We start from the raw sequence: 22,759 nt of genomic DNA, 5'->3' as shown, positions 1-22,759 counted from the left end.
GCCCCTATCTACAGCTTCATCAGGCTGGCGTCGTCGACCGAGGCCGAGTGGCGGGAGCGGAAGAACGTCACGATGATCGCCAGGCCGACCACGACCTCCGCCGCCGCGACGACCATCGTGAAGAACGCGATGATCTGGCCGTCGAGATTGCCGTGCAGCCGGGCGAAGGTGACGAAGGCCAGATTGCAGGCGTTGAGCATCAGCTCGACGCACATGAAGACGATGATCGCGTTGCGCCGGACCAGGACCCCGGCCCCGCCGATGGTGAACAACAACGCGGAGAGGTACAGGTAGTTGATCGGGTTCACTTCGCCGCCCCGTTCGCCGAGTTCGCCGGCCCGTTCGCCGAGTTCGCCGGCCCGTTCGCCGAGTTCGCCGCCCCGTTCGCCGAGTTCTCGGGCCTGGCGCCCGACTCCCCTTCGCCCTCCGCGTACTCCTCGGAGCGCTGCTCCAGCTCCTTGAGGTGCTCCAGCGCCTCACCGCTGACATCCCGGACCTGACCGCGAGCCCGCAGCGTCTCGCTGACGGACAACTCGGCGGGGGTGCCATCGGGCAGCAGCCCGGGGATGTCCACCGCGTTGTGCCGGGCATATACGCCCGGTGCGGGCAGCGGTGGCACCTGGGCGCCTTCGCGCACCCGCCGCTCGGCCAGCTCGCGCTGGGTGGCGGCGCGCTCGGTGCGCTCGCGGTGGGTGAGCACCATCGCGCCGACGGCCGCGGTGATCAGCAGTGCGCCGGTGATTTCGAAGGCCCATACGTAGGTGGTGAAGATGAGTCGCGCCAACCCCTCGACGTTGCCACCGGAGTTGGCCTGTCCCAGGCCGGTGAAGCTGTGCACGGAGGCGTTGCCGAGCCCGGCGATCAGCAGGATGCCGAAGCCGAGTCCGCACAGCACGGCGAGCCAGCGCTGCCCCCTGATCGTCTCCTTGAGGGAGTCCGCGGCGGTGATGCCGACCAGCATGACGACGAACAGGAACAGCATCATGATCGCGCCGGTGTAGACGACGATCTGCACGACGCCCAGGAAGTAGGCACCGTTCGCCAGATAGAAGACGGCCAGTATGATCATGGTGCCGGCCAGCGACAACGCACTGTGCACGGCCTTCTTCATCGCCACGGTGCCCAGCGCGCCGAGCACCGCGACGATTCCGAGCAGCCAGAACTGGACGGCCTCGCCGGTGGATGTCGTCATGCGTCGGCCCCCTCGGCCTTCTCGGCCGGTTCGGCCTCCTCGCCGTCTTCGGAACGTTCGCCCTTGGAGACCGCGACCTGCCGGACCGTGCCGGGCGCGGCCTCGGTGACCTGACCGCGGTAGTAGTCCTGCTCGGTCATGCCCGGAAAGATGGCGTGCGGAGTGTCCACCATCCCCTCCTCCAGACCCGCGAGCAGCTCCTCCTTGGTGTAGATCAGCGACTCACGGGTGCGGTCGGCGAGTTCGTACTCGTTGGTCATGGTCAACGCCCGGGTGGGACAGGCCTCGATGCACAGGCCGCACAGGATGCAGCGGGCGTAGTTGATCTGGTAGACGCGGCCGTACCGCTCGCCGGGCGAGTAGCGCTCCTCGTCGGTGTTGTCCGCGCCCTCGACGTAGATCGCGTCGGCCGGGCAGGCCCAGGCGCACAGCTCGCAGCCGATGCACTTCTCCAGCCCGTCCGGATGCCGGTTGAGCTGGTGGCGGCCGTGGAAGCGGGGGGCGACCGGCTTCTTGTACTCCGGGTACTGCTCGGTCAGCCGCTTCTTGAACATGGCCGTGAAGGTCACGCCGAACCCGGCCACGGGATTCTGCCAGCGGGTGCGGGACTCCTCGTCCCGGGGTTCGCGGTCAGGCATTGTCGCCCTCCTGCTCCTTGTCCGCCGTTTCGGCGGTATCCGTGGCGTTGACCAACTGCCGTTCACCGCGCGGCCTTCGGCGCGGTACCGGCGGCAGGGTCTGTCCGGGCCGCGGCGGTACGGGGAAGCCGCCCGCCATCGGGTCGAACCGGTCGCCGGGCGCACCGGACTCGGCGGGCTCGCGTCGGCCGCGGTCGCGGAAGACGTCGACCACCAGCGAGAGCAGCAGCAGCGCGAGCACCCCGCCGCCCACGTACAGCACGATCCGCTGGAAGTCGTAGTTCTCGTTCCGTAGCGCGCGCACCGTGGCGACCAGCATCAGCCAGACCATCGAGACCGGAATCAGGACCTTCCAGCCCAGCTTCATGAACTGGTCGTAGCGCATGCGCGGCAGCGTGCCGCGCAGCCAGATGAAGAAGAACAGCAGCAGCTGGATCTTGATGGTGATCCACAGCAGCGGCCACCAGCCGTGGTTGGCGCCCGCCCAGAACGCGGTGATCGGCCAGGGCGCCCGCCAGCCGCCGAGGAAGAGGGTGGTCGCGATGGCCGAGACGGTGACCATGTTGACGTATTCGGCCAGCATGAACAGCGCGAACTTGATCGACGAGTACTCGGTGTTGAATCCGCCGACCAGCTCGCCCTCCGCCTCGGGAAGGTCGAAGGGGGCCCGGTTGGTCTCACCGACCATCGACACGATGTAGACGATGAACGAGACCGGCAGCAACACCACGTACCACTTGTCGTGTTGGGTGGCGACGATCTGCGAGGTCGACATCGAGTGCGAGTAGAGGAAGACCGCGGCGAACGAGATGCCCATGGCGATCTCGTAGGAGATCATCTGCGCGGTCGAGCGCAGCCCGCCGAGCAGCGGATACGTCGACCCGGACGACCAGCCCGCGAGCACCACACCGTAGATGCCCACGGAGGCCACGGCGAGGATGTAGAGGACGCCCACCGGCAGATCGGTGAGCTGCATCGGGGTACGGGTGCCGAAGATCGAGATCTCGTTGTTCGCGGGGCCGAACGGGATCACCGCGAAGGCCATGAAGGCCGGGATCGTCGCGACGATGGGCGCCAGGATGTAGACCACCTTGTCGGCGCCCTTGACGACCAGGTCCTCCTTCAGCATCAGCTTCACGCCGTCCGCGAGGGACTGCAGCATGCCCCAGGGGCCGTGCCGGTTGGGCCCGATCCGCAGCTGCATCCAGGCGACGACCTTGCGCTCCCAGACGATGGAGAACAGCACCGTCAGCATCGCGAAGGCGAAGCAGAAGATCGCCTTGACGATGATCAGCCACCATGGATCGCGGCCGAAGACACCCAGGTTCTCCGCCGCGAGACCCTGTACGGCCGGAAGGCTCGATACGGCTGGAGTGATCACTTGGCCACCTCCTGCGCGGCTGGGCCGACCTTGACCAACCGGCCCGGGAGCACCCCGAGTCCGTCCGGGACCCCGGAGCCCTTCGAGTTGAGCGGCAGCCACACCACCCGGTCCGGCATCGCGGTGATCTCCAGCGGCAGCGTCACGCTCCCGGCCGGGCTGGTCACCGTGAGCGCCGCCCCGTCCGCCAGGCCGAACTCCGCGGCGGTGGCCGCGGACAGCCGGGCGACCGCCGCATGCCGGGTCCCCGCCAGCGCGTCATCGCCCTCCTGCAACCGGCCCAGGTCAAGCAGCAGCCGATGCCCGGCGAGCACCGCCTCGCCCGCCCCCGGCCGGGGCAGCGGACGCGACGACTCCAGCGGATCGCTGGGATGCGGGCCGTCCCAGGGGGCGAGCCTGCGCAGTTCGCGCCGGGCGGCCTGGACGTCGGGCAGGTCGAGGCGGCCGGGCTCACCGGTGTCCGCGGCACCGCTCATGGCATCGGCGATCATGTGCAGTACCCGGACGTCCGAGAGCTTGTGCCGGGTGGTCGCCTGATCCGGCCTGATCGCGGTCTCGAACGGGCGGGCCCGGCCCTCCCAGTTCAGGAAGGTCCCGGGCTTCTCCTCCACCGCCGCCACCGGGAAGACGACATCGGCGCGCCGGGTGACCTCGCTCGGCCGCTGCTCCAGGCTGACCAGGAACCCGACCTGGTCCAGCGCCTCCCGGGCACGTGCGGGATCGGGCAGATCCACCACCTCGACCCCGGCGACCAGCAGCGCGGAGAGTTCACCGCCCGCCGCCGCGCCCACGATCTGGTCGGTGTCGCGGCCGAAGCGGTGCGGGAGTTCGGCCACCCCCCACAGGGCCGCGACCTCCTCACGGGCCCGCGGATCGGTCAGCGGCCGCCCGCCGGGCAGCAGCCCGGGCAGCGCACCGGCCTCCACCGCACCCCGCTCACCGGCGCGGCGCGGGATCCAGGCGAGCCGCGCACCGGTCGCGGTGGCCAGCCGCGCGGCGGCGGTCAGCGCACCCGGCACCCCGGCCAGCCGCTCGCCGACCAGGATCACCGCGCCGTCCTGCCGTAGCGCCTCGGACGCCGCCGCGCCCACCTCGTCCAGCCCGACACCGCTGGCCAGCGCGTCCAGCCATTCGGGCTCGGTACCGGGGGCGGCGAGCAGGAGCGTTCCGCCCGTCTTGGTCAGCCCACGGGTGGCGTAGGGGGCGAGCCCGAAGGTCCGCTGGCCGCGCCTGCGGTGCGCCTTGCGCAGCCGCAGGAAGACGCCCGGCGCCTCCTCCTCGGCCTCAAGTCCGGCCAGCAGTACGGCAGGTGCCTTCTCCAGCGACGTGTAGGTGACGCCCGTACCGTCCAGGTCCCGGCCGCGTCCGGCCACCCGCGCGGCCAGGAAGTCGGCCTCCTCCGCGCTGTGCACCCGGGCGCGGAAGTCCACGTCGTTGGTGCCCAGGACGACCCGGGCGAACTTCGCGTACGCGTAGGCGTCCTCGACGGTCAGCCGGCCGCCGGTCAGCACTCCGGTGCGCCCGCGCGCCGCCAGCAGCCCGCGGGCAGCGGTCTCCAGCGCCTCGGGCCAACTCGCCGGGCGCAACTCGCCGTTGTCCCGGACCAGCGGATGGGTCAGCCGGTCCGGGCGCTGGGCGTAGCGGAACGCGAAGCGGCCCTTGTCGCACAGCCACTCCTCGTTGACCTCGGGGTCGTTGGCGGCCAGCCGCCGCATGACCTTGCCGCGCCGGTGGTCGGTACGGCTGGCGCAGCCGCCCGCGCAGTGCTCGCACACGCTCGGCGAGGAGACCAGGTCGAACGGGCGGGACCGGAAGCGGTACGCGGCCGAGGTCAGGGCGCCCACCGGGCAGATCTGGATGGTGTTGCCGGAGAAGTAGGACTCGAACGGCTCGCCCTCGCCGATGCCCACCTGCTCCAGTGCGCCCCGCTCCAGCAGCTCGATCATCGGATCCCCGGCGATCTGCTCCGAGAAGCGCGTGCACCGCGCGCACAGCACACAGCGCTCCCGGTCCAGCAGGATCTGCGGGGAGATCGGGATGGGCTTGGTGTAGGTGCGCTTCCTGCCCTCGAAGCGGGTGTCCGCCTGTCCGGTGGACATCGCCTGGTTCTGCAGCGGGCACTCGCCGCCCTTGTCGCAGACCGGGCAGTCCAACGGGTGGTTGATCAGCAGCAGTTCCATCACACCGCGCTGCGCCTTCTCGGCGACCGGCGAGGTCAGCTGGGTCCTGACCACCATCCCGTCGGTGCAGGTGATGGTGCAGGACGCCATCGGCTTGCGCTGGCCCTCGACTTCGACGATGCACTGGCGGCAGGCGCCTACCGGGTCGAGCAGCGGATGGTCGCAGAAGCGCGGGATCTCGATGCCCACCATTTCGGCGGCTCGGATCACCAGGGTGCCCTTGGGCACCGAGAGCTCGATGCCGTCGATGGTGACGGCCACGAGATCTTCTGGCGGCACCGCCGCCTCTCCGCCTCCGGAGGAAACGTCAGCGGTGACAGTCATGCGTTCACCTCCAGGTGCGGCTGGTGCGCCCACGCGGTGGACAGAGCCGGGTCGAAGGGGCAGCCCTGGCCGGTGATGTGGCGCTCGTACTCCTCGCGGAAGTACTTGAGCGAGGAGAAGATGGGGCTGGCGGCGCCGTCCCCGAGGGCGCAGAAGGACTTGCCGTTGACGTTGTCGGCGATGTCGAGCAGCTTGTCGAGGTCTTCCGAGCGGCCCTTGCCCGCCTCGATGTCCCGGAGCAACTGCACCATCCAGTACGTCCCTTCGCGGCACGGTGTGCACTTGCCGCAGGACTCATGGGCGTAGAACTCGGTCCACCGGGCGACCGCCCGCACCACGCAGGTGGTCTCGTCGAAGCACTGCAGCGCCTTGGTGCCGAGCATCGATCCGGCGGCGCCCACGCCCTCGTAGTCCAGGGGGACGTCAAGGTGCTCGTCGGTGAGCAGCGGTGTCGAGGAGCCGCCCGGCGTCCAGAACTTGAGCCGGTGGCCGGGCCGCATACCGCCGCTGATGTCCAGCAGCTGGCGCAGTGTGATGCCCAACGGGCCCTCGTACTGGCCGGGGTTGGCGACGTGCCCGGACAGGGAGTACAGCGTGAAGCCCGGAGACTTCTCACTGCCCATCGATCGGAACCAGTCCTTGCCCCGGGTGAGGATCGCGGGAACCGAGGCGATGGATTCGACGTTGTTCACCACAGTGGGGCACGCGTACAGACCGGCTACCGCGGGGAAGGGGGGACGCAGCCTGGGCTGGCCGCGGCGTCCTTCGAGGGAGTCGAGCAGCGCCGTCTCCTCGCCGCAGATGTACGCGCCCGCGCCCGCGTGGACCGTCAACTCCAGGTCGAATCCGGAGCCCTGGACGTTGCGGCCGAGGTATCCGGCCTCGTACGCCTCGGCGACCGCGTGGTGCAGCCGTCGCAGTACGGGGACGACTTCGCCGCGCAGATAGATGAAGGCCTGGTTCGAGCGGATCGCGTGGCAGGCGATGACGATGCCCTCCAGGAGGGAGTGCGGATTGGCGAAGAGCAGCGGGATGTCCTTGCACGTACCGGGTTCGGACTCGTCCGCGTTGACCACCAGGTAGTGCGGTTTGCCGTCGCCCTGCGGGATGAACTGCCACTTCATTCCGGTGGGGAAGCCCGCGCCGCCTCGGCCGCGTAGCCCTGAGTCCTTGACCAGCGCGATCACATCGTCCGGGGCCATGGCGAGTGCCTTGCGCAGGCCCTCGTAGCCGCCGTGGCGACGATAGGTCTCCAGGGTCCAGGAGTTCGGCTCGTCCCAGAACGCCGACAGTACGGGTGCGAGCACCTTCTCCGGGCTGGTCTCGTTGATAGCGGCTGCCACGGTCATTCCTCCCCCTCCCCGCCGGCGCCCGGCGCGATCCCGCCTTCACGCGGCGAGACGATTCGCCCGGGGGCTGTCTCGCCCTTGGCCAGCCGCAGCCCCACCAGGGACGCGTGACCGGCGCCGCCGGTGGCCTCCACCGCGCCCGTGCGGGTGTCGGGGAAACCGGCGAGCATGCGCGCGGTCTCCTGGTACGTGCACAGCGGTGCGCCCCGGGTCGGTTGGGCGGCGCGCCCGGCACGCAGGTCGTCCACCAGGCGCTTCGCGGACTCGGGGGTCTGGTTGTCGAAGAACTCCCAGTTGACCATCACCACCGGGGCGTAGTCGCAGGCCGCGTTGCACTCGATGTGCTGCAGGGTGACCCGGCCGTCCTCGGTGGTCTCGTCGTTGCCGATCCCGAGGTGCTCCTGCAGCGCCTCGAAGATGGCGTCACCGCCCATGACCGCGCACAGCGTGTTGGTGCACACCCCGACCTGGTACTCACCGGACGGCTTGCGGCGGTACATGGTGTAGAAGGTGGAGACGGCGGTGACCTCGGCGGTGGTGAGCTCCAGCAGCTGCGCGCAGAAGCGGATACCGGTGCGGCTGACGTACCCCTCCTCGGCCTGTACGAGGTGGAGCAGCGGCAGCAGCGCGGATCGCGAATCCGGGTAGCGGGCGATCACCTCCCTCGCGTCCGCTTCCAGCCGGGCGCGCACCTCGGCCGGATAGTCGGGTGGGGGCATCTCGGGGATGCCGAGCGATACCGGGGGTTCGGTTGTCACCGGTCGACGCCTCCCATGACAGGGTCGATGGACGCCACCGCGACGATGACATCGGCGACCATGCCGCCCTCGCACATCGCCGCCATGGTCTGCAGGTTGGTGAAGGACGGGTCACGGAAGTGCACCCGGTGCGGTCGGGTGCCGCCATCGCTGACGACATGGACGCCGAGTTCGCCCTTGGCCGATTCAACGGCGGTGTAGGCCTGGCCCGGTGGGACCCGGAAGCCCTCGGTGACGAGCTTGAAGTGGTGGATCAGGGCCTCCATGGAGGTGCCCATGATCTTCTTGATGTGGTCGAGCGAGTTGCCGAGGCCGTCCGGGCCGAGGGCGAGCTGCGCGGGCCAGGCGATCTTCTTGTCGGCGACCATCACCGGGCCCGGCTCCAGCCGGTCCAGGCACTGTTCGACGATCCGCAGCGACTCCCGCATCTCGGCGAGCCGGACCAGGAACCGGCCGTAGGAGTCGCAGCTGTCGGCGGTCGGGATGTCGAACTCGTAGGTCTCGTAGCCGCAGTACGGCTGGGCCTTGCGCAGATCATGCGGAAGCCCGGCGGCCCGCAGGATGGGGCCGGTGGCGCCGAGGGCCATGCATCCGGCGAGGTCGAGGTAGCCGACGTCCTGCATCCGGCCCTTGAACACCGGGTTTCCGGTGGCGAGCTTGTCGTACTCGGGGAGGTTCTTGCGGAACTTCTTGACCAGCTCGCGCACATGGTCGACCGCGCCCGGCGGCAGGTCCTGGGCGAGGCCGCCGGGGCGGATGTACGCGTGGTTCATCCGCAGGCCGGTGATCAGCTCGAAGGCGTCCAGGATGAGTTCGCGGTCCCGGAAGCCGTAGATCATGATCGTGGTGGCGCCGAGTTCCATACCGCCGGTGGCGATGGCGACCAGGTGCGAGGAGATCCGGTTGAGCTCCATCAACATCACGCGGATGACATCGGCCCGCTGCGGGATCTGGTCGGTGATGCCCAGCAGCTTCTCGACCGCCATCGCGTAGGCCGCCTCGTTGAACAGCGGCGTGAGGTAGTCCATGCGGGTAACGAAGGTGGACCCCTGGGTCCACGTCCGGTACTCCATGTTCTTCTCGATACCGGTGTGCAGGTAGCCGATGCCGCAGCGCGCCTCGGTGACCGTCTCGCCCTCGATCTCCAGGATCAGCCGGAGCACCCCGTGGGTGGACGGATGCTGTGGGCCCATGTTGACGACGATGTGCTCGTCGTCCGCCTTGCCCACGGTTTCGGCGAGTTCGTCCCAGTCACCACCAGTGACGGTGAAGACCCGGCCCTCGGTGGTGACACGTTCCTCTGCCTGCTGGGGTGCGTGCGGTTGCTCATAAGAAGCGGTCACGAGTACGACCTCCGCTGGTCGGGAGCCGGGATCTGGGCGCCCTTGTACTCGACGGGGATGCCGCCGAGCGGGTAGTCCTTGCGCTGCGGATGGCCCTGCCAGTCGTCGGGCATCATGATCCGGGTGAGCGCCGGGTGGCCGTCGAAGACGATGCCGAAGAAGTCGTAGGCCTCGCGCTCGTGCCAGTCGTTGGTCGGATAGACCGAGACGATCGACGGCAGACGCGGATCGCTGTCGGGCACGCTGACCTCAAGCCGGATCAACCGGTTGTGAGTGATCGATCGCAGATGGTAGACGGCGTGCAGTTCGCGGCCCTTGTCGCCGGGGAAGTGGACACCGCTCACCCCCGTACACAGCTCGAAGCGCAGCGCGGGGTCGTCGCGCAGCGTCCTGGCCACCCGGGGCAGCTGCTCACGGGCGATATGGAAGGTGATCTCGCCCCGGTCGACGACCGTCTTCTCGATCGCGTTCTCCGGGACCAGCCCCTGCTCCTCCAGGGCGCCTTCCAGTTCGTCGGCGATCTCGTCGAAGTCGCCTCCGTAGGGCCGGGACGACGCCGCGGGCATCCGCACCGGCCGTACGAGCCCAGCGTAACCGGACGTATCCCCACCGTTGTTGGCGCCGAACATGCCCCGCTGGACCCGGACCGGCTCGCCGTGGTCGCCTCGCTGGCCGGGGAGGTTGGCGGCGTTCACGTCCTTGTCGGGGTTGACGCCGTTCGCACCGGGCTGGACGCCGTCGCCGGCGTCGTTGGCGTGGGAGTCGCTCACCGCAGCAGCCCCTTCATCTCGATCGTCGGGACCGCCTTGAGCGCCGCTTCCTCCGCCAGCCGCTCCTCCTGCTCGCGGTTCACGCCGAGCTTCTCGTTCTGGATCTTCCGGTGCAGCTTGATGATCGCGTCGAGCAGCATCTCGGGCCGCGGCGGGCAGCCGGGGAGGTAGATGTCGACGGGGACGATGTGGTCGACGCCCTGGACGATCGCGTAGTTGTTGAACATCCCGCCGCTGGAGGCGCAGACACCCATGGAGATGACCCACTTGGGGTTCGGCATCTGGTCGTAGACCTGGCGCAGCACCGGGGCCATCTTCTGGCTGACCCGCCCGGCCACGATCATGAGGTCCGCCTGCCGAGGCGAGCCGCGGAAGACCTCCATCCCGAACCTGGCCATGTCGTAGCGGCCCGCTCCGGTGGTCATCATCTCGATCGCGCAGCAGGCCAGACCGAACGTCGCCGGAAAGACCGACGCCTTGCGCACCCAGCCCGCGGCTTGCTCGACGGTCGTGAGCAGAAAGCCGCTCGGCAGCTTCTCCTCGATACCCATAGCGTTTGCCCCTGTCCTAAATGCCCGGGTTCGCATCCATTGTGACTCGGCCGCTCAGTCCCATTCCAGGCCTCCGCGCCGCCATACATAGGCGTAGGCAACGAAGACGGTGAGGACGAACAGCAGCATTTCGACGAGTCCGAACAGCCCGAGGGCGTCGAAGCTGACCGCCCAGGGGTAGAGGAAGACGATCTCGATGTCGAAGACGATGAACAGCATCGCCGTCAGGTAGTACTTGATCGGGAAGCGTCCGCCTCCGGCCGGCTGCGGTGTCGGCTCGATGCCGCACTCATAGGCATCCAGTTTCGCCCGGTTGTACCTCTTCGGCCCGGTGCGCCTGGCCATATCCACGGAGAAGATCGCGAACCCCGCCGCAAGGGCTCCGAGCACGAGGATGGGGACGTAGGTGTTCACCGCCCTCGCTCCTTCCAGTCGACGTTGACTGACAGATCGTTCCTATGTGAGGCAGTTCACAAGCCCGAACCGCCTGCATCCTATGCCCGTCGGTCTGTGATCTGCGACACGGGGTACGCCAACAGCTTTGTGATCTCCACCACCTGATGAAGGATCATGGGGTGGAACGGGTGGCGATCTTCATACGTGAAGCGTCCAGGTGATCACCAGGGGTGACGCCCGCAGGGGTAACCGCAGGTCACCCACGCCTGTCGCATTATCAAGCCACCGAGTTCGAGGCAAAGTTGGCGGTGCGGATCGTACGTGGTATAGCGCAAAAGGGGCGTTGACCCGGGTGCGCCGACGGGTGAACCGGGACACGCCGTGCTGACGAGCCCGAACTTCGGGTTCGTGCGGTTGTGAACGCGAGCACGAGCGAACGGAGTCGAAGCCTCCGGAAAGCCCAACGCAAGATCAAAAATCCGACATAGCCGCCGCCCAACGGGAAACTGTGGCGTACCTTACGTTTTTTGTACGCAACCAAGAATTCCTGATAGCCATATTGGCCATGTCCTCAACGCAGACCCGCGCCCCGCAGTCCGATACCCAGATACGCAGCCGTCGGCATGCCCGACATACGCCGCCAAACTGGGTCAAACGCGCCGGAGTTGCCGGTGGCGTGATCGGAGCCGTCGCCCTCACCGGCGCCGCTTCCCCCGCGCAGGCCAGCAGCCCGAGCGACCAGACGCCCAACGAGGTCACCCAGACCCTCGACCTCTCCCAGCTGCGTGCCGCCGACGCCACCGCTCAGGCCGTCGTGACGTACCAGCTCCAGGCCGCCCAGGACCAGGCCGTCTCGGACGCCGCCCAGGCCGCCAAGCAGCACAAGGCCGCCGACGACAAGAAGGCCGCCGAGGCCAAGGCCGCTGCCGAGCGCCAGGCCGCCCAGCAGGCCGCCTCCCGCAGCGCCCAGCGCGCGTCGCTCTCCGTCTCGGCCAGCTCGTCCGGTTCCTCCGTGGCCTCGTCGGCCAGCGGCAGCGTCTCCAGCGTCCTGAGCTTCCTTCAGGCACAGCTCGGCAAGGCGTACGTGATGGGCTCCACCGGCCCCAACGCCTATGACTGCTCCGGCCTCGTCCAGGCCGCGTTCCGCACCATCGGTGTCGACCTCCCCCGCGTCTCCCAGGACCAGTCGACCGCGGGCACCCAGGTCTCCCTCAGCAACCTCCAGCCCGGCGACATCCTCTACTGGGGCAGCGCGGGCAGCGCCTACCACGTTGCCGTCTACGTCGGCAATGGAAACTTCATCGGCGCCCAGAACCCGAGCACCGGTGTCGTCGAGCACTCGATGTCGTACGACCAGCCGACCGGCGCGGTCCGCGTCGCCTGACGGCGAGGCGTCCACAACGCGTGAGGGCCGCTGACCCCGGTGGGTCAGCGGCCCTTGGCCGTCGGATGGTGGCTAGCCCGCCGTGACCGGGCCGATGGTCAGCGGGTGGATGCTCAGACCCGCGCAGTGGTCGTGCTGCCACGGGATGAACAGGGCCGCCTTCTGGTTCGGGGGGTAGACCCGCAGGCCCTGCGCGGGTGAGAGCTGGCACTGGTCGGGGTCGTAGCCGCCCACGCCGTTGCTGTCGTGCAGCACGGCGCTCGCCCTGCCGCCGTGGGCGCGCAGGGTGACCGTGCCGACGTGGTCGCCGGTGCGGGCCGCGGGGTTGCCGGACTGGACGCCGCCTTCCTTGACGTAGGAGACGCCGGGGAAGCCGGTCAGCGTGCAGGTCGTGCCGGAGACGTTGGTGAAGACCAACGTGGAGTAGTACTGGCCCGCGCCGACGCTCTGGTTGGTCTGGGCGGCCTTCAGCTGGCCGGTGGTGCAGGCGTGGACGCCACCGGAGTTCTGGGCGGACGTCTGGGAGCCCTGCGCCGACGACGAACCGGATCCGGTCGCGGCGGAACCGCCGGCGCCGGAGCTGGCGGTGGAAGAGGTTCCGGAACCGGTGCCGATGGAGGCGTTGGACGAACCGTTCCCCGACGAGCACGCCGTCAGCGCGAGCGCGCCGACGGCTGCGAGGACGGCGGCCTGAGTCGCGACGGCGGGTATCCGCCGACGGGCGGTCGTGGAACGCATCGTTTCTCCTTCAGACGGTCTGGCAGCCATATCCGTACGGCACCTACCCAATGCCGTGCCGAGTCCCGCATCCCGGCCGAAAAGCGGCAGCGTGTGGGGAACCTCGACAACTCGACACTCTCACCGCGAAGGAGGGAAAGTCAGTAGCTGTTACGGGCCTGTAGCGGAAGCCGGTTGGCACCGGGACACTTCACCGCAGGGTGGATGAGTTCGAACGCTCCCGGCGCCTTCGAACGCCCCCGTCGACGCCCGGTACGCGACGCTGCCGCGCGGTGTGGATCAGCCGGGGGCGGTCGCGGCCGGACGTCCCGCTGACGCCCGGTACGCGGCGCGCTCGCCGCGTTGACCCGGCTGCTGCCGGATGCGCCGCCCGAGGGCGACCGTCACGCCCTCGGAGCGACCTTGCTCAGCCCGTTGATGATCCGGTCCATCGCGTCGCCGCCGGTCGGATCGGTCAGGTTCGCCAGCAGCTTCAGCGTGAAACGCATCAGCATCGGGTGGGTGAGACCGCGCTGGGCCGCCAGCTTCATGACCTTCGGGTTGCCGATGAGCTTCACGAACGCGCGGCCCAGCGAGTAGTAGCCGCCGTAGGTGTCCTTCAGGACCCGCGGGTAGCGCTGAAGGGCCAGCTCACGCTGGGTCGTTGTGGCCCGCGCTGACGCCTGGACAATGACGTCGGCCGCGATCTGGCCGGACTCCATCGCGTAGGCGATGCCCTCGCCGTTGAACGGGTTGACCAGACCGCCCGCGTCGCCGACCAGCAGCAGTCCGCGCGTGTAGTGCGGCTGGCGGTTGAAGGCCATGGGCAGCGCCGCACCGCGGATCGGGCCGGTCATGTTCTCCGGGGTGTATCCCCAGTCCTCCGGCATCGAGGCGCACCACGCCTTCAGCACCTCGCGCCAGTCCAACTCCTTGAACGCGGCCGAGGTGTTCAGGACACCGAGGCCGACGTTGCTCGTACCGTCGCCCATGCCGAAGATCCAGCCGTAACCGGGCAGCAGGCGGTCCTGCGGGCCGCGCCGGTCCCACAGCTCAAGCCAGGACTCCAGGTAGTCGTCGTCGTGCCGGGGGCTGGTGAAGTAGGTACGGACCGCGACGCCCATCGGGCGGTCCTCGCGGCGGTGCAGGCCCATGGCGAGGGAGAGCCGGGTGGAGTTGCCGTCGGCGGCGACGACCAGCGGGGCGTGGAAGGTGACCGGCGTCTTCTCCTCGCCGAGCTTGGCCTCGACCCCGGCGATCCGGCCGGTACGGCCGTCGATGACCGGCGCTCCGACGTTGCAGCGCTCGTACAGCCGCGCACCGGCCTTCTCCGCCTGCCGGGCGAGTTGCTCGTCGAAGTCATCGCGCTTGCGGACCAGACCGTAGTTCGGGAACGACGCCAGGTCCGGCCAGTCGAGCTGCATGCGCACCCCGCCGCCGATGATCCGCAGGCCCTTGTTGCGCAGCCAGCCCGCTTCCTCGGAGATGTCGATGCCCATGCCGACGAGCTGCTTGACGGCCCTGGGGGTGAGCCCGTCGCCGCACACCTTCTCGCGCGGGAAGGCGGTCTTCTCCAACAGCAGTACGTCCAGACCGGACTTGGCGAGGTGGTACGCGGTGGTCGAACCGGCCGGACCGGCGCCGACCACGATCACATCAGCACGGTGCTCGGAGGCCACGGGCGTCTCGGTCACGGTCGGTATCTCCCGAAGACTCGGTTGCTGCGTGCCGGGCTGGCCGGTCACTGGACACCGGTCAGTCTATTCAGGGCCCGGCGCGCGGCCCTTCAGGGCCCTCGGCGCCGGAATCCGCCGAACCGCCGCGGTTCGCGGGCCCGATCGCTACGGCTTGAAGGCCCGGTGCAGTGCCACCACGCCGCCGGTCAGATTGCGCCAGGCGACCCGTGACCAGCCCGCCGTGCGCAGCCGGGCGGCGAGGCCCGGCTGGTCGGGCCAGGCGCGGATGGACTCGGCGAGATAGACGTACGCGTCCGGGTTGCTGCTGATCGCGGTGGCGACCGGCGGCAGGGCGCGCATCAGGTACTCGGTGTAGACCGTACGGAACGGCGCCCACGTCGGGTGGCTGAACTCGCAGATCACCACCCGGCCGCCGGGCCGCGTCACCCGCAGCATCTCGGCGAGGGCCGTGGCGTTGTCCTGGACGTTGCGCAGGCCGAAGGAGATGGTGACCGCGTCGAAGGTGTCGTCCCTGAACGGCAGTCGAGTGGCGTCGCCCGCGGTCAGCGGCAGCCGCGGATGGCGCTTCTTGCCCTCGCGCAGCATGCCGAGCGAGAAGTCGCAGGGCACGACCTGGGCGCCCGCCTCGGCGAACGGCAGCGAGGAGGTGCCGGTGCCGGCCGCGAGGTCGAGGACCCGGTCGCCCGGACGGGCGTCGACGGCGCGGGCGACGGCCTTGCGCCACAGCCGGGCCTGCCCGAGGGACAGCACGTCGTTGGTCAGGTCGTACTTGGCCGCCACGTCGTCGAACATCGACGCGACTTCCGACGGCTGCTTGTCCAGGGAGGCTCGGGTCACCGTGCCATTGTCCACGGACCGGGGCGGTGCCCGATGTCCGGGTCGGGCGGGTCAGCTGAACTCGCGCAGCCGCAGCCGTACGCCCAGGACCGCCAGCCCCAGGGCCAGCGCCGTCCCCGCGACGACGAGGACCAGCGCCGAGTCGAGCTCCGACCGGCCGTTCGACACCGCGGCGCCGAAGGCGCGGTCGTTGATCGCGATGTCGTCCTTCATGGCGTCGTCCCACTGCTGGAACGTGTAGTTGGAACCGCCCTTGTCCCAGCTGGTGTTGAACCGGATGGCCTGGTCCAGCCGTCCGTCGGTGGCATAGCCGCGGGTGGTGTGGTCGGCGCGCTCGTAGCCCACCCACGCGGACAGCGCGCGCTCGGCGGCGGAGCGCTCACCGGGGAACGTGATGTTGCGGAACTCGGTGCCCAGGTAGCCGGTGAAGCGCACGTCGTTGTGGTCGGCGAGATAGGCCCGCTGCGCCGAGGCGATGTCGGAGGAGTACGTCTGCAGGCTGGAACCGTCGATGTCCGCGATCTTCTGGGACTTCTCGAAGAAGGCGTCCGAGTAGTCGCCGGACCGCTGCGGGTCCAGCAGGTTGCGGCTCTCGTCGGCGTTCGCGTCATAGCCCACCGCGCGGGCCGCGGACAGCGCCACGACCGAGTCGAAGGCGTCATGCCGGGCGACACCCAGCTGCTGCTGCTCGTCCCCCGCCATGGTGACGACCGTGCCGATGACGGTCACGCACAGCAGGGTCGCGGCGGCCAGCGCCGGATTGATCACCCGGCGGAACCGCCGGGTGATGAACAGTTGCAGGGCGACGAGCGCGGCGAGCGTGAGGACGCCGAGGCCGAGCGCGGCCCACCGCAGATCGGACAGCAGCCCGCGCTCGTCGTCGTAGGTGGCGGTGAAGGTCGTGTTGTTGGCGTCGATCAGCTTGTTGGCCGACGGAAGCAGCGACTCCCGCATCAGATCGGTGGCCTGGCGGTACGCGGTGAGGGCGGCCGGGGCCGGATGTCCCGCGAGCGCGTTCGCCTGGTCGTTGAGGGAGGTGGCACGGGAGGCGAGTTCCTCGTACTGGCCGAGCCCGTCCAGGATCTGTACCAGCGCGGCCTGCGCGGAGGCGTCGTTTCCGGCGGAACGGGTGGCGCCCTGCAGCTCGGTGCTGACCGCGTCACGGTCCTTTGCGTAGAGCTTGACGGCCTGCGCCCGGTTCGCGGAGAGGTCCTTGGCGTCGCCGAAGACCAGGATGTTCGCGGTCTCGGCATCCATGTCGGTGAGCGCCAGATACAGCCCGGAGGCGTGCCGGACCTGCGGGGCGAGCCGCTGCTGGATGCTCGACCAACTCCCGCTGGTGTGCAGCGGGATGGCGGCGCAGAGCGCGCCGAGCGCCAGGGTGAGCGCGAGGCAGCCGGTCAACGCGGCGCGCAGCACGGCCGGGACGGTCCAGTGCCGTTCGCGCCGCGGTCGCCGGCGGCGCGGCCCGTCCGGTGCCGAGGTCGATGCCGGTGGCGGCGCGGCGCCCGCCGGGTCCCCCGCACCGCTCGCCGCCCCCCGCACCCGCGGCCCCGGTGCTCCGGCAGCACGTTTCCCCCCAGCCGTGATGGTCCCTGCCATCGCGCTGCGCCTCCCCCGTCACCAGCTGGTGACGGCCGTGCGGCCGTCACCGGTGATCACCCTGACAAGTGGGGTACGGGGCGGATCGCGTTCTTGACGCGATCCTGATATCGAATGGGCGTGCTTTTACGGGGTGTTGACGGGGGATTTTTTGCCCGCCCTCCCCCCGTTGCCCCGGTCCGCATCTGGCCGTCGCGCACGGCTGGTTCGGGGTCGGGGGTGCTGCGCTTGCGGGTCGGTGGGGACACGCATGTGAACGGGTGGGTGGGGATGTGTTCGCCCGCGTTGGCTGCTGCGCTGCGGGTCGGTGGGTGGAAAGTGCCTACGCCCGCCGGTGCATCACGCGGCCCGCCAGGACCGTCGCCACGCATGTGCCCTCGTCGTCGAAGACCGCCAGGTCCGCTCGGGCGGACGGAACGAGGGTGGGAGGCCGGGGCGCCTCCAGCACCGCGACCCCGCTGCGGCGCGCTGCCACCCGCAGTTCCGGGTCCGGGACGCGGTCGGCCCGCACCGCGGTCGCCCCCAGCCGCAGCAGCGCGTGGATCCGCTCCCTGGGCGTGGGGGCGGCCGGTACCCGGTCCTCGTGCACCAGGGCCGGGCCGAGCGTGCCCGGCCAGCGCCGCACCCGTGCCTGGGGATACCGCTCGACCAACTCGGCCAGCGGCCCGATCGCGGCGATCCGGTCATCGGACACCGCGACCGCCTCGTCCACCACCGGCTCCTCGTCGAGCGTGCGCCGCAGCGCCGTCGCGGCGTGAATCGTCAGCACCGCTTCACCTACGAGGCGTCGATCAGCTTCAGCTCGGGGTGCGCCGCAGCGCCGTCGATGGCGGTCGACGACAGGTGCGAGACCACATGGTCGCTGACCGGGTCGTTCGCCGGGTCGTCGTGCACCACCAGGTGCTCGTACGTGGTGGCGCGCTGCGCCGGAACGCGCCCGGCGGTGCGGATCAGATGGATCAACTCGGTCAGGTTGGAACGGTGCTTGGCACCAGCCGAGGAGACCACGTTCTCCTCCAGCATCACGGAGCCGAGGTCATCCGCCCCGTAGTGCAGGGAGAGTTGGCCCGCCTCCTTGCCGGTGGTGAGCCAGGAGCCCTGGATGTGCGCGACGTTGTCGAGGAACAGCCGCGCGATGGCGATCATGCGCAGGTACTCGAAGATCGTCGCCTGCGTCTGGCCCTTGAGGTGGTTGTTCTCCGGCTGGTAGGTGTACGGGATGAACGCGCGGAAACCGCCCGTACGATCCTGTACGTCGCGGATCATGCGCAGGTGCTCGATGCGCTCGGCGTTGGTCTCGCCGGTGCCCATCAGCATGGTGGACGTCGACTCCACACCGAGGTTGTGCGCGGTCTCCATGATTTCCAGCCACCGCTCGCCCGACTCCTTGAGCGGCGCGATCGCCTTGCGCGGCCGCTCGGGCAGCAGCTCGGCGCCCGCGCCCGCGAAGGAGTCGAGGCCCGCGGCGTGAATGCGGCGAATCGCTTCTTCGACACTGACGCCGGAGATCCGGGCCATGTGCTCGACCTCGGAGGCACCGAGGGAGTGGATGACCAGCTGCGGGAATTCCTTCTTGATCGCGGAGAAGTGCTTCTCGTAGTACTCCACGCCGTAGTCCGGGTGGTGGCCGCCCTGGAACATGATCTGCGTGCCACCGAGCTCAACGGTCTCCGCGCACCGGCGCAGGATGTCGTCGAGGTCGCGGGACCACCCCTTGTCGCTCTTGGGCGGGGCGTAGAAGGCGCAGAACTTGCACGCGGTGACGCACACGTTCGTGTAGTTGATGTTGCGCTCGATGATGTACGTGGCGATGTGCGACGTGTCTGCGTAGCGGCGACGGCGAGCGGCATCGGCGGCCTGGCCCAGGGCGTGCAGCGGGGCGCGCCGGTAGAGCTCCAGGGCCTCGTCCGGGGTGATCCGTCCCCCGGCGGCGGCGCGGTCCAGTACGGATTGCATTTTTCCTCCGGAGGCGATGCGGTGTGGCCTCAGGTCAGGGTATCGCCCGGGGCTTTTCGCCCAGCCTCCCCCCATTGCGCACGCGCTCACCCCCGCGCGGCGAGTGCCGTGCGCAGCACGGCGGTACCCGCCGCCAGCACCACCAGCAGCAGTCCGCCCATGGCGAAGCCCACATCCTGGCCGATGCCCAGGTTCGCCTTGGTGCCAGACACCGGAAGGACCCCTTCCGACGGGTCGTAGACCACCTGGATCGGCTCCGCGGCAGCGGTGTCGAGGCTCTTGCAGGTACGGCTGTCGGTGCGCAGCTCCTTGACCTGGCCGTCGGGGAGCCGGACGTAACAGGTGGGCGACGCAACCCCGTTGGAGCGCGTCCAGGTCAGGCTGTAGGCGCTGGCCGTCCCCTCCCGGCCCCAGATGTCCAGGTAGGCGCGGGGACTGCCGTGCACAACGCCCAGCAGCAGAACCGGAAGTCCGATCCAGGCGAGGAATCCGGCCACCTTCCGGCCGGGCGAGTCCGGCATCGCGCGCATGACCCACACGCCGTGCAACATCAGCAGGGCGACCAGCGCGGCCAGTGTCGACTGCCGACTGCCCGCCAGCGTCAATAACCAGCAGAGCGCCGCGGCCGCGATGTCGAAGAGCAGCACCAGGCTCCAGCGCCGCACGACCCTACGGGTCAGCGGCGTACGGTCGGCGCGGCGCGGCACCCGGTCGGGCGGCCAGGTGGTCTCCACCATCCGCTCCGCGTCGTCGGTGGTGAACTCCGAGACGATGGCGTGCACCCGGTCGTCGCCGTCCTTGCCCCTGGCCATCTCGCGCAGCCGGGGCAGGCCGAACCCGGCGCGCCGCAGCGCCCGGATCGCCTTGACGTTCAGCGCCTCCAGCAGTTCGTCAGCGGACGGACGCTTCTGCTCGCTCACCGGCCACGCTCCCGCCTCGCCCCATCGCGCTCACTGCGTATGTTCCACGGATGCCGCCCGGCGACGCCATGGGGGTGCGGATCGGTCCCGGCGCGCCGCGCATGGGCGACGGGCCGGGACGCGGCGCTACGCCGTTCTGGGGCCGACGTAGGACTCCGGCTCGTACAGCTGTACGGCGACGTCCGGCGGGAAGCCGGTGGTGTCGCCGACCCGGCGGGCGAACTCGGCGATGCCGGTGAGCTGGTCCCGGCCCAGCGAGAAGTCGAGCGTGGTGAAGTAGCGCCGCAGCACCTCCGCGTCGAAGACCTCCCAGCGCGCGGCCTGCTCGGCGGCCTTCTCCACCTCCTCCAGCGACAGGTCGCGGGAGGCGAGGAACGCCTTGTGCACCTCGAACACGGCACGCGGGCGGACGGCCAGATAGTCGCGGCGAGCCGCCCAGACCGCGAAGACGAACGGCAGCCCGGTCCACTCCTTCCACATCAGTCCCAGATCGTGGACCTCAAGGCCGAGCCGCGGGGCCTCATGCAGCGTGGCGCGCAGCGCGGCGTCCCCGATCAGCACGGCGGCCTGCGCCTCCTGCATCATCAGCCCGAGGTCGGGCGGGCAGGTGTAGTAGTCCGGCGCGACCCCGAACCGCTCCGCGAGCAGCAGCTGCGCGAGGCGTACGGACGTACGGGAGGTGGAGCCGAGCGCAACCCGCGCCCCGTCCAGCTGGTCGAGCGGAACCTGGCTGACGATCACGCAGGACATCACCGGACCGTCGCAGCCCACCGCGATGTCGGGGAGCACGACCAGCTCGTCCGCGTGTCGCAGGAATTCGAGCAGTGAGATCGGCCCGATGTCGAGGTCGCCGCGGACCAGCATGTCGTTGAGCTCGTCCGGTGTGTCCTTGGTCAACTCCAGGTCGAGCAACGACCCCGTTCGAGCGAGTCCCCAGTACAACGGGAGGCAGTTCAGAAACTGAATGTGGCCGACCCGGGGGCGGTTGGGGCGGCCGTCCCGGGGCTCGGTGGCGGATGCGGCCGGCGTAGGCGTAAACGCAGAATTGTCCACATCAGGAGGCTAGCCCTGGCCGATCCGGCTCTTGTCAGGGGGCGGCGCGGAAGCGGCCGCTCGGGCGGTTTCCGGCGGACGTCAAGGGGCGGGACACGCCCCGGACAAAGATCTTCGACCTCTTCCCCGGTTCACTTGCCGCGTGCTACGCTCAACGCAAGTTGCAGTTTGGTTTCCCTTGCAGTACAGAGCCTGCGGAGCATGTGACGCCGCAGGCTTTTGTAGTTTTCAGACTTCTTTGCAGGTTCTGGAGCAGGGCGACCCTTGGCCCAAGGAGGGCTTTATGGCTACCGGAACCGTAAAGTGGTTCAACGCTGAAAAGGGCTTCGGCTTCATCGCCCAGGACGGCGGGGGCCCCGACGTCTTCGTTCACTACTCCGCGATCAACGCCTCTGGCTTCCGCTCCCTCGAGGAGAACCAGACCGTGACCTTCGACGTCACGCAGGGCCCGAAGGGCCCGCAGGCCGAGAACGTCACCCCGGCGTAATCGCGCTCGATACGCAGTACCCAAGGAGCCCCGCGCCGTGCGCGGGGCTCCTGCCCTTTCCCGTGCGCAAGGGTGTTCCCCGTGCACAAGGGTGGCGGGGACAGGTGGCGGGCGGGAGTCAGCGCCGAACCGTCGAGATTCCCGCCGAACCCGCTCACACCGTAGAACGCCAAGGCCTGGAAGATCCGCCACCGCTCCACCACCGCGACCGGTACGCCCAACGTCGTCTCCGGCACCGTTCTGCTGCCCGCCGACGGCCACACCGGCGCACGCCCCTGGTCACCTGTGCCGTCGGCACGGTGGGGCTGGCCCCGCGGTGCGCGCCCTCGGCCGGATTCCCCACCGGCACCGCCGTGGAGGCCAATCTGATCAACCAGGCACTGCTGCGCGGGTGGGCGGTCGCGGTCACCGACTGCGAACTGGTCGGCGACCCGGGCGTGCGGACCTACACGGTGGGCCGCGCCGAGGGCCAGGCCGTACTCGACGCCGCCCGCGCGGCCGAACGCCTGCCCGGCACCGGTCTGGACGCGAACTCGGGGTACGCGGTGTGATGACCCACCCCGGTCATGGGGATCACGCCCGCGCCGATGTTGCCGTTGGCTCGACCTCGCCAAGTACCTCAACGACAAGGGACGTTTCCACGTCAACCTCGACAGGACGCGGTGCGTGGCCGAGGACACCATCGCCGGGGGCGTTCAAGAGCATCGATGACGTGACGGTCAACAACCCGCTGCGGCAACCCGGTTGGCAGCGGCGGCTGCGCGAGGACGATCCGGGCACCCGCGCCCCCGACGCCCCGGTCCACCTCTACCAGGCGACGGCCGTGACCGTCAGACGAAGAAGGCGTTCATCCCGTCGACATCCGACAGATACGTCTCGATCGCCGAGATTTTCCCGTCCCGTAGAAAGCACACGGTAGCCAGGTATTCGTCCAGTACGACACCGTCCCGTTCCGCGGTGTTGTGCAGTGACAACGCGAGGTTGTCACGACTCACCAGCACCCGCTGGAACTCGAAATTCACGCCGTAGCCCGCGATCAGGCGGACATGTTCCACCACCGCGTCCGCACCGGCCACCCGCCCGGAAATGCGGTTGTCGCCGGGCAGTGTCCAGATGACGTCATCGGTGAGCAGCGAGCGGATCAATTCCCAGTCGGCGGTGACAAGGCCGGTGTGGAAGGCCGTGGCCAGTGCGTGTTTCTCGTCAGAGGCGAACATGATTCCA

General features: G+C 69.4%; 22 protein-coding genes and 1 pseudogene. 3 read left to right on the top strand and 20 right to left on the bottom strand.

Annotated features, from left to right (window positions below; translation table 11 throughout):
• Nucleotides 1–8: 8 nt before the first annotated feature.
• From nuoK to P2L57_RS30225, 11 genes are read right to left on the bottom strand one after another with little or no spacing between them, the layout of a single operon-like run.
• Nucleotides 9–308: an NADH-quinone oxidoreductase subunit NuoK gene (gene nuoK / locus P2L57_RS30275; RefSeq protein ID WP_275819862.1), complete on the bottom strand. Its 300-nt coding sequence runs from the start codon at nt 306–308 to the stop codon at nt 9–11.
• Complete coding sequence (locus P2L57_RS30270; protein WP_275819861.1) at nt 305–1,192, bottom strand: NADH-quinone oxidoreductase subunit J; 888 nt, start codon at nt 1,190–1,192, stop codon at nt 305–307. The genes nuoK and P2L57_RS30270 overlap by 4 nt, the downstream gene beginning before the upstream one ends.
• The gene (gene nuoI, locus P2L57_RS30265; RefSeq protein ID WP_275819860.1) at nt 1,189–1,830 is read right to left on the bottom strand and encodes an NADH-quinone oxidoreductase subunit NuoI; all 642 of its coding nucleotides are present in this window, start codon (nt 1,828–1,830) and stop codon (nt 1,189–1,191) included. Before nuoI ends, P2L57_RS30270 begins: the two co-directional genes overlap by 4 nt.
• A complete protein-coding gene (nuoH, locus tag P2L57_RS30260; protein WP_275819910.1) occupies nt 1,823–3,208 on the bottom strand; it encodes an NADH-quinone oxidoreductase subunit NuoH in 1,386 nt (461 codons plus the stop codon). The genes nuoI and nuoH overlap by 8 nt, the downstream gene beginning before the upstream one ends.
• On the bottom strand, nt 3,208–5,715 hold the full coding sequence (locus tag P2L57_RS30255) for an NADH-quinone oxidoreductase subunit G (RefSeq protein WP_275819858.1): 2,508 nt from the start codon (nt 5,713–5,715) through the stop codon (nt 3,208–3,210). Before P2L57_RS30255 ends, nuoH begins: the two co-directional genes overlap by 1 nt.
• Nucleotides 5,712–7,064 carry an NADH-quinone oxidoreductase subunit NuoF gene (gene nuoF, locus P2L57_RS30250; protein ID WP_275819856.1) on the bottom strand — a complete coding sequence of 451 codons (1,353 nt, stop codon included), beginning with the start codon at nt 7,062–7,064 and terminating at the stop codon, nt 5,712–5,714. The genes P2L57_RS30255 and nuoF overlap by 4 nt, the downstream gene beginning before the upstream one ends.
• Nucleotides 7,061–7,783 (bottom strand): NADH-quinone oxidoreductase subunit NuoE, encoded by a 723-nt coding sequence (nuoE, locus tag P2L57_RS30245; protein ID WP_275819908.1) that lies wholly within the window; start codon nt 7,781–7,783, stop codon nt 7,061–7,063. Before nuoE ends, nuoF begins: the two co-directional genes overlap by 4 nt.
• Nucleotides 7,784–7,818: 35 nt before the next feature.
• Complete coding sequence (locus P2L57_RS30240; protein WP_275819854.1) at nt 7,819–9,165, bottom strand: NADH-quinone oxidoreductase subunit D; 1,347 nt, start codon at nt 9,163–9,165, stop codon at nt 7,819–7,821.
• Nucleotides 9,162–9,935: an NADH-quinone oxidoreductase subunit C gene (locus P2L57_RS30235; protein ID WP_275819852.1), complete on the bottom strand. Its 774-nt coding sequence runs from the start codon at nt 9,933–9,935 to the stop codon at nt 9,162–9,164. Before P2L57_RS30235 ends, P2L57_RS30240 begins: the two co-directional genes overlap by 4 nt.
• The gene (locus P2L57_RS30230; RefSeq protein WP_275819850.1) at nt 9,932–10,486 is read right to left on the bottom strand and encodes a NuoB/complex I 20 kDa subunit family protein; all 555 of its coding nucleotides are present in this window, start codon (nt 10,484–10,486) and stop codon (nt 9,932–9,934) included. The genes P2L57_RS30235 and P2L57_RS30230 overlap by 4 nt, the downstream gene beginning before the upstream one ends.
• A 54-nt stretch (nt 10,487–10,540) precedes the next feature.
• A complete protein-coding gene (locus P2L57_RS30225; RefSeq protein WP_269853804.1) occupies nt 10,541–10,900 on the bottom strand; it encodes an NADH-quinone oxidoreductase subunit A in 360 nt (119 codons plus the stop codon).
• Nucleotides 10,901–11,447: 547 nt separating this feature from the next.
• Here P2L57_RS30225 and P2L57_RS30220 point away from each other — a divergent pair.
• Nucleotides 11,448–12,266: a C40 family peptidase gene (locus tag P2L57_RS30220; RefSeq protein WP_275819847.1), complete on the top strand. Its 819-nt coding sequence runs from the start codon at nt 11,448–11,450 to the stop codon at nt 12,264–12,266.
• 72 nt (nt 12,267–12,338) lie between these two features.
• Here P2L57_RS30220 and P2L57_RS30215 read toward each other — a convergent pair whose 3' ends face one another.
• The 8 genes from P2L57_RS30215 to P2L57_RS30180 all read right to left on the bottom strand — a co-directional run bounded on the left by P2L57_RS30215 (nt 12,339) and on the right by P2L57_RS30180 (nt 21,048).
• Nucleotides 12,339–13,004 carry a DUF4232 domain-containing protein gene (locus tag P2L57_RS30215; RefSeq protein WP_275819845.1) on the bottom strand — a complete coding sequence of 222 codons (666 nt, stop codon included), beginning with the start codon at nt 13,002–13,004 and terminating at the stop codon, nt 12,339–12,341.
• Between the two features lie 383 nt (nt 13,005–13,387).
• Entirely contained in the window at nt 13,388–14,686 is a 1,299-nt protein-coding gene (locus tag P2L57_RS30210; protein ID WP_372515993.1) for a geranylgeranyl reductase family protein, read from the bottom strand.
• Nucleotides 14,687–14,824: 138 nt separating this feature from the next.
• Nucleotides 14,825–15,517 (bottom strand): demethylmenaquinone methyltransferase, encoded by a 693-nt coding sequence (locus P2L57_RS30205; protein ID WP_275819841.1) that lies wholly within the window; start codon nt 15,515–15,517, stop codon nt 14,825–14,827.
• A 51-nt stretch (nt 15,518–15,568) separates the two neighbouring features.
• A complete protein-coding gene (locus tag P2L57_RS30200; protein WP_275819839.1) occupies nt 15,569–17,119 on the bottom strand; it encodes a GlnX family signal transduction membrane protein in 1,551 nt (516 codons plus the stop codon).
• Nucleotides 17,120–17,441: 322 nt separating this feature from the next.
• Complete coding sequence (locus P2L57_RS30195; protein ID WP_275819837.1) at nt 17,442–17,888, bottom strand: imidazolonepropionase-like domain-containing protein; 447 nt, start codon at nt 17,886–17,888, stop codon at nt 17,442–17,444.
• Between the two features lie 8 nt (nt 17,889–17,896).
• Nucleotides 17,897–19,075: a cyclic dehypoxanthinyl futalosine synthase gene (gene mqnC / locus P2L57_RS30190; protein ID WP_275819835.1), complete on the bottom strand. Its 1,179-nt coding sequence runs from the start codon at nt 19,073–19,075 to the stop codon at nt 17,897–17,899.
• Nucleotides 19,076–19,161: 86 nt separating this feature from the next.
• Nucleotides 19,162–19,995 carry a hypothetical protein gene (locus tag P2L57_RS30185; RefSeq protein ID WP_275819833.1) on the bottom strand — a complete coding sequence of 278 codons (834 nt, stop codon included), beginning with the start codon at nt 19,993–19,995 and terminating at the stop codon, nt 19,162–19,164.
• A 126-nt stretch (nt 19,996–20,121) separates the two neighbouring features.
• Nucleotides 20,122–21,048: a menaquinone biosynthetic enzyme MqnA/MqnD family protein gene (locus tag P2L57_RS30180; RefSeq protein WP_372515989.1), complete on the bottom strand. Its 927-nt coding sequence runs from the start codon at nt 21,046–21,048 to the stop codon at nt 20,122–20,124.
• 283 nt (nt 21,049–21,331) lie between these two features.
• Here P2L57_RS30180 and P2L57_RS30175 point away from each other — a divergent pair, with 283 nt between their 5' ends.
• Nucleotides 21,332–21,535: a cold-shock protein gene (locus P2L57_RS30175; RefSeq protein ID WP_030620150.1), complete on the top strand. Its 204-nt coding sequence runs from the start codon at nt 21,332–21,334 to the stop codon at nt 21,533–21,535.
• Between the two features lie 117 nt (nt 21,536–21,652).
• Nucleotides 21,653–22,355: pseudogene (locus P2L57_RS41190) on the top strand (lipase family protein); the annotation flags it as partial.
• A 10-nt stretch (nt 22,356–22,365) separates the two neighbouring features.
• Here P2L57_RS41190 and P2L57_RS30165 read toward each other — a convergent pair.
• On the bottom strand, nt 22,366–22,752 hold the full coding sequence (locus P2L57_RS30165) for a nuclear transport factor 2 family protein (protein ID WP_275819830.1): 387 nt from the start codon (nt 22,750–22,752) through the stop codon (nt 22,366–22,368).
• Between the last annotated feature and the right edge of the window lie 7 nt (nt 22,753–22,759).

The sequence above is a fragment of the Streptantibioticus ferralitis genome (assembly GCF_029223525.1).
Lineage (GTDB): Bacteria > Actinomycetota > Actinomycetes > Streptomycetales > Streptomycetaceae > Streptantibioticus_A > Streptantibioticus_A ferralitis.
Note: the sequence above shows the minus strand (reverse complement) of the source record. Positions and strands in the feature narration are given on the sequence as shown.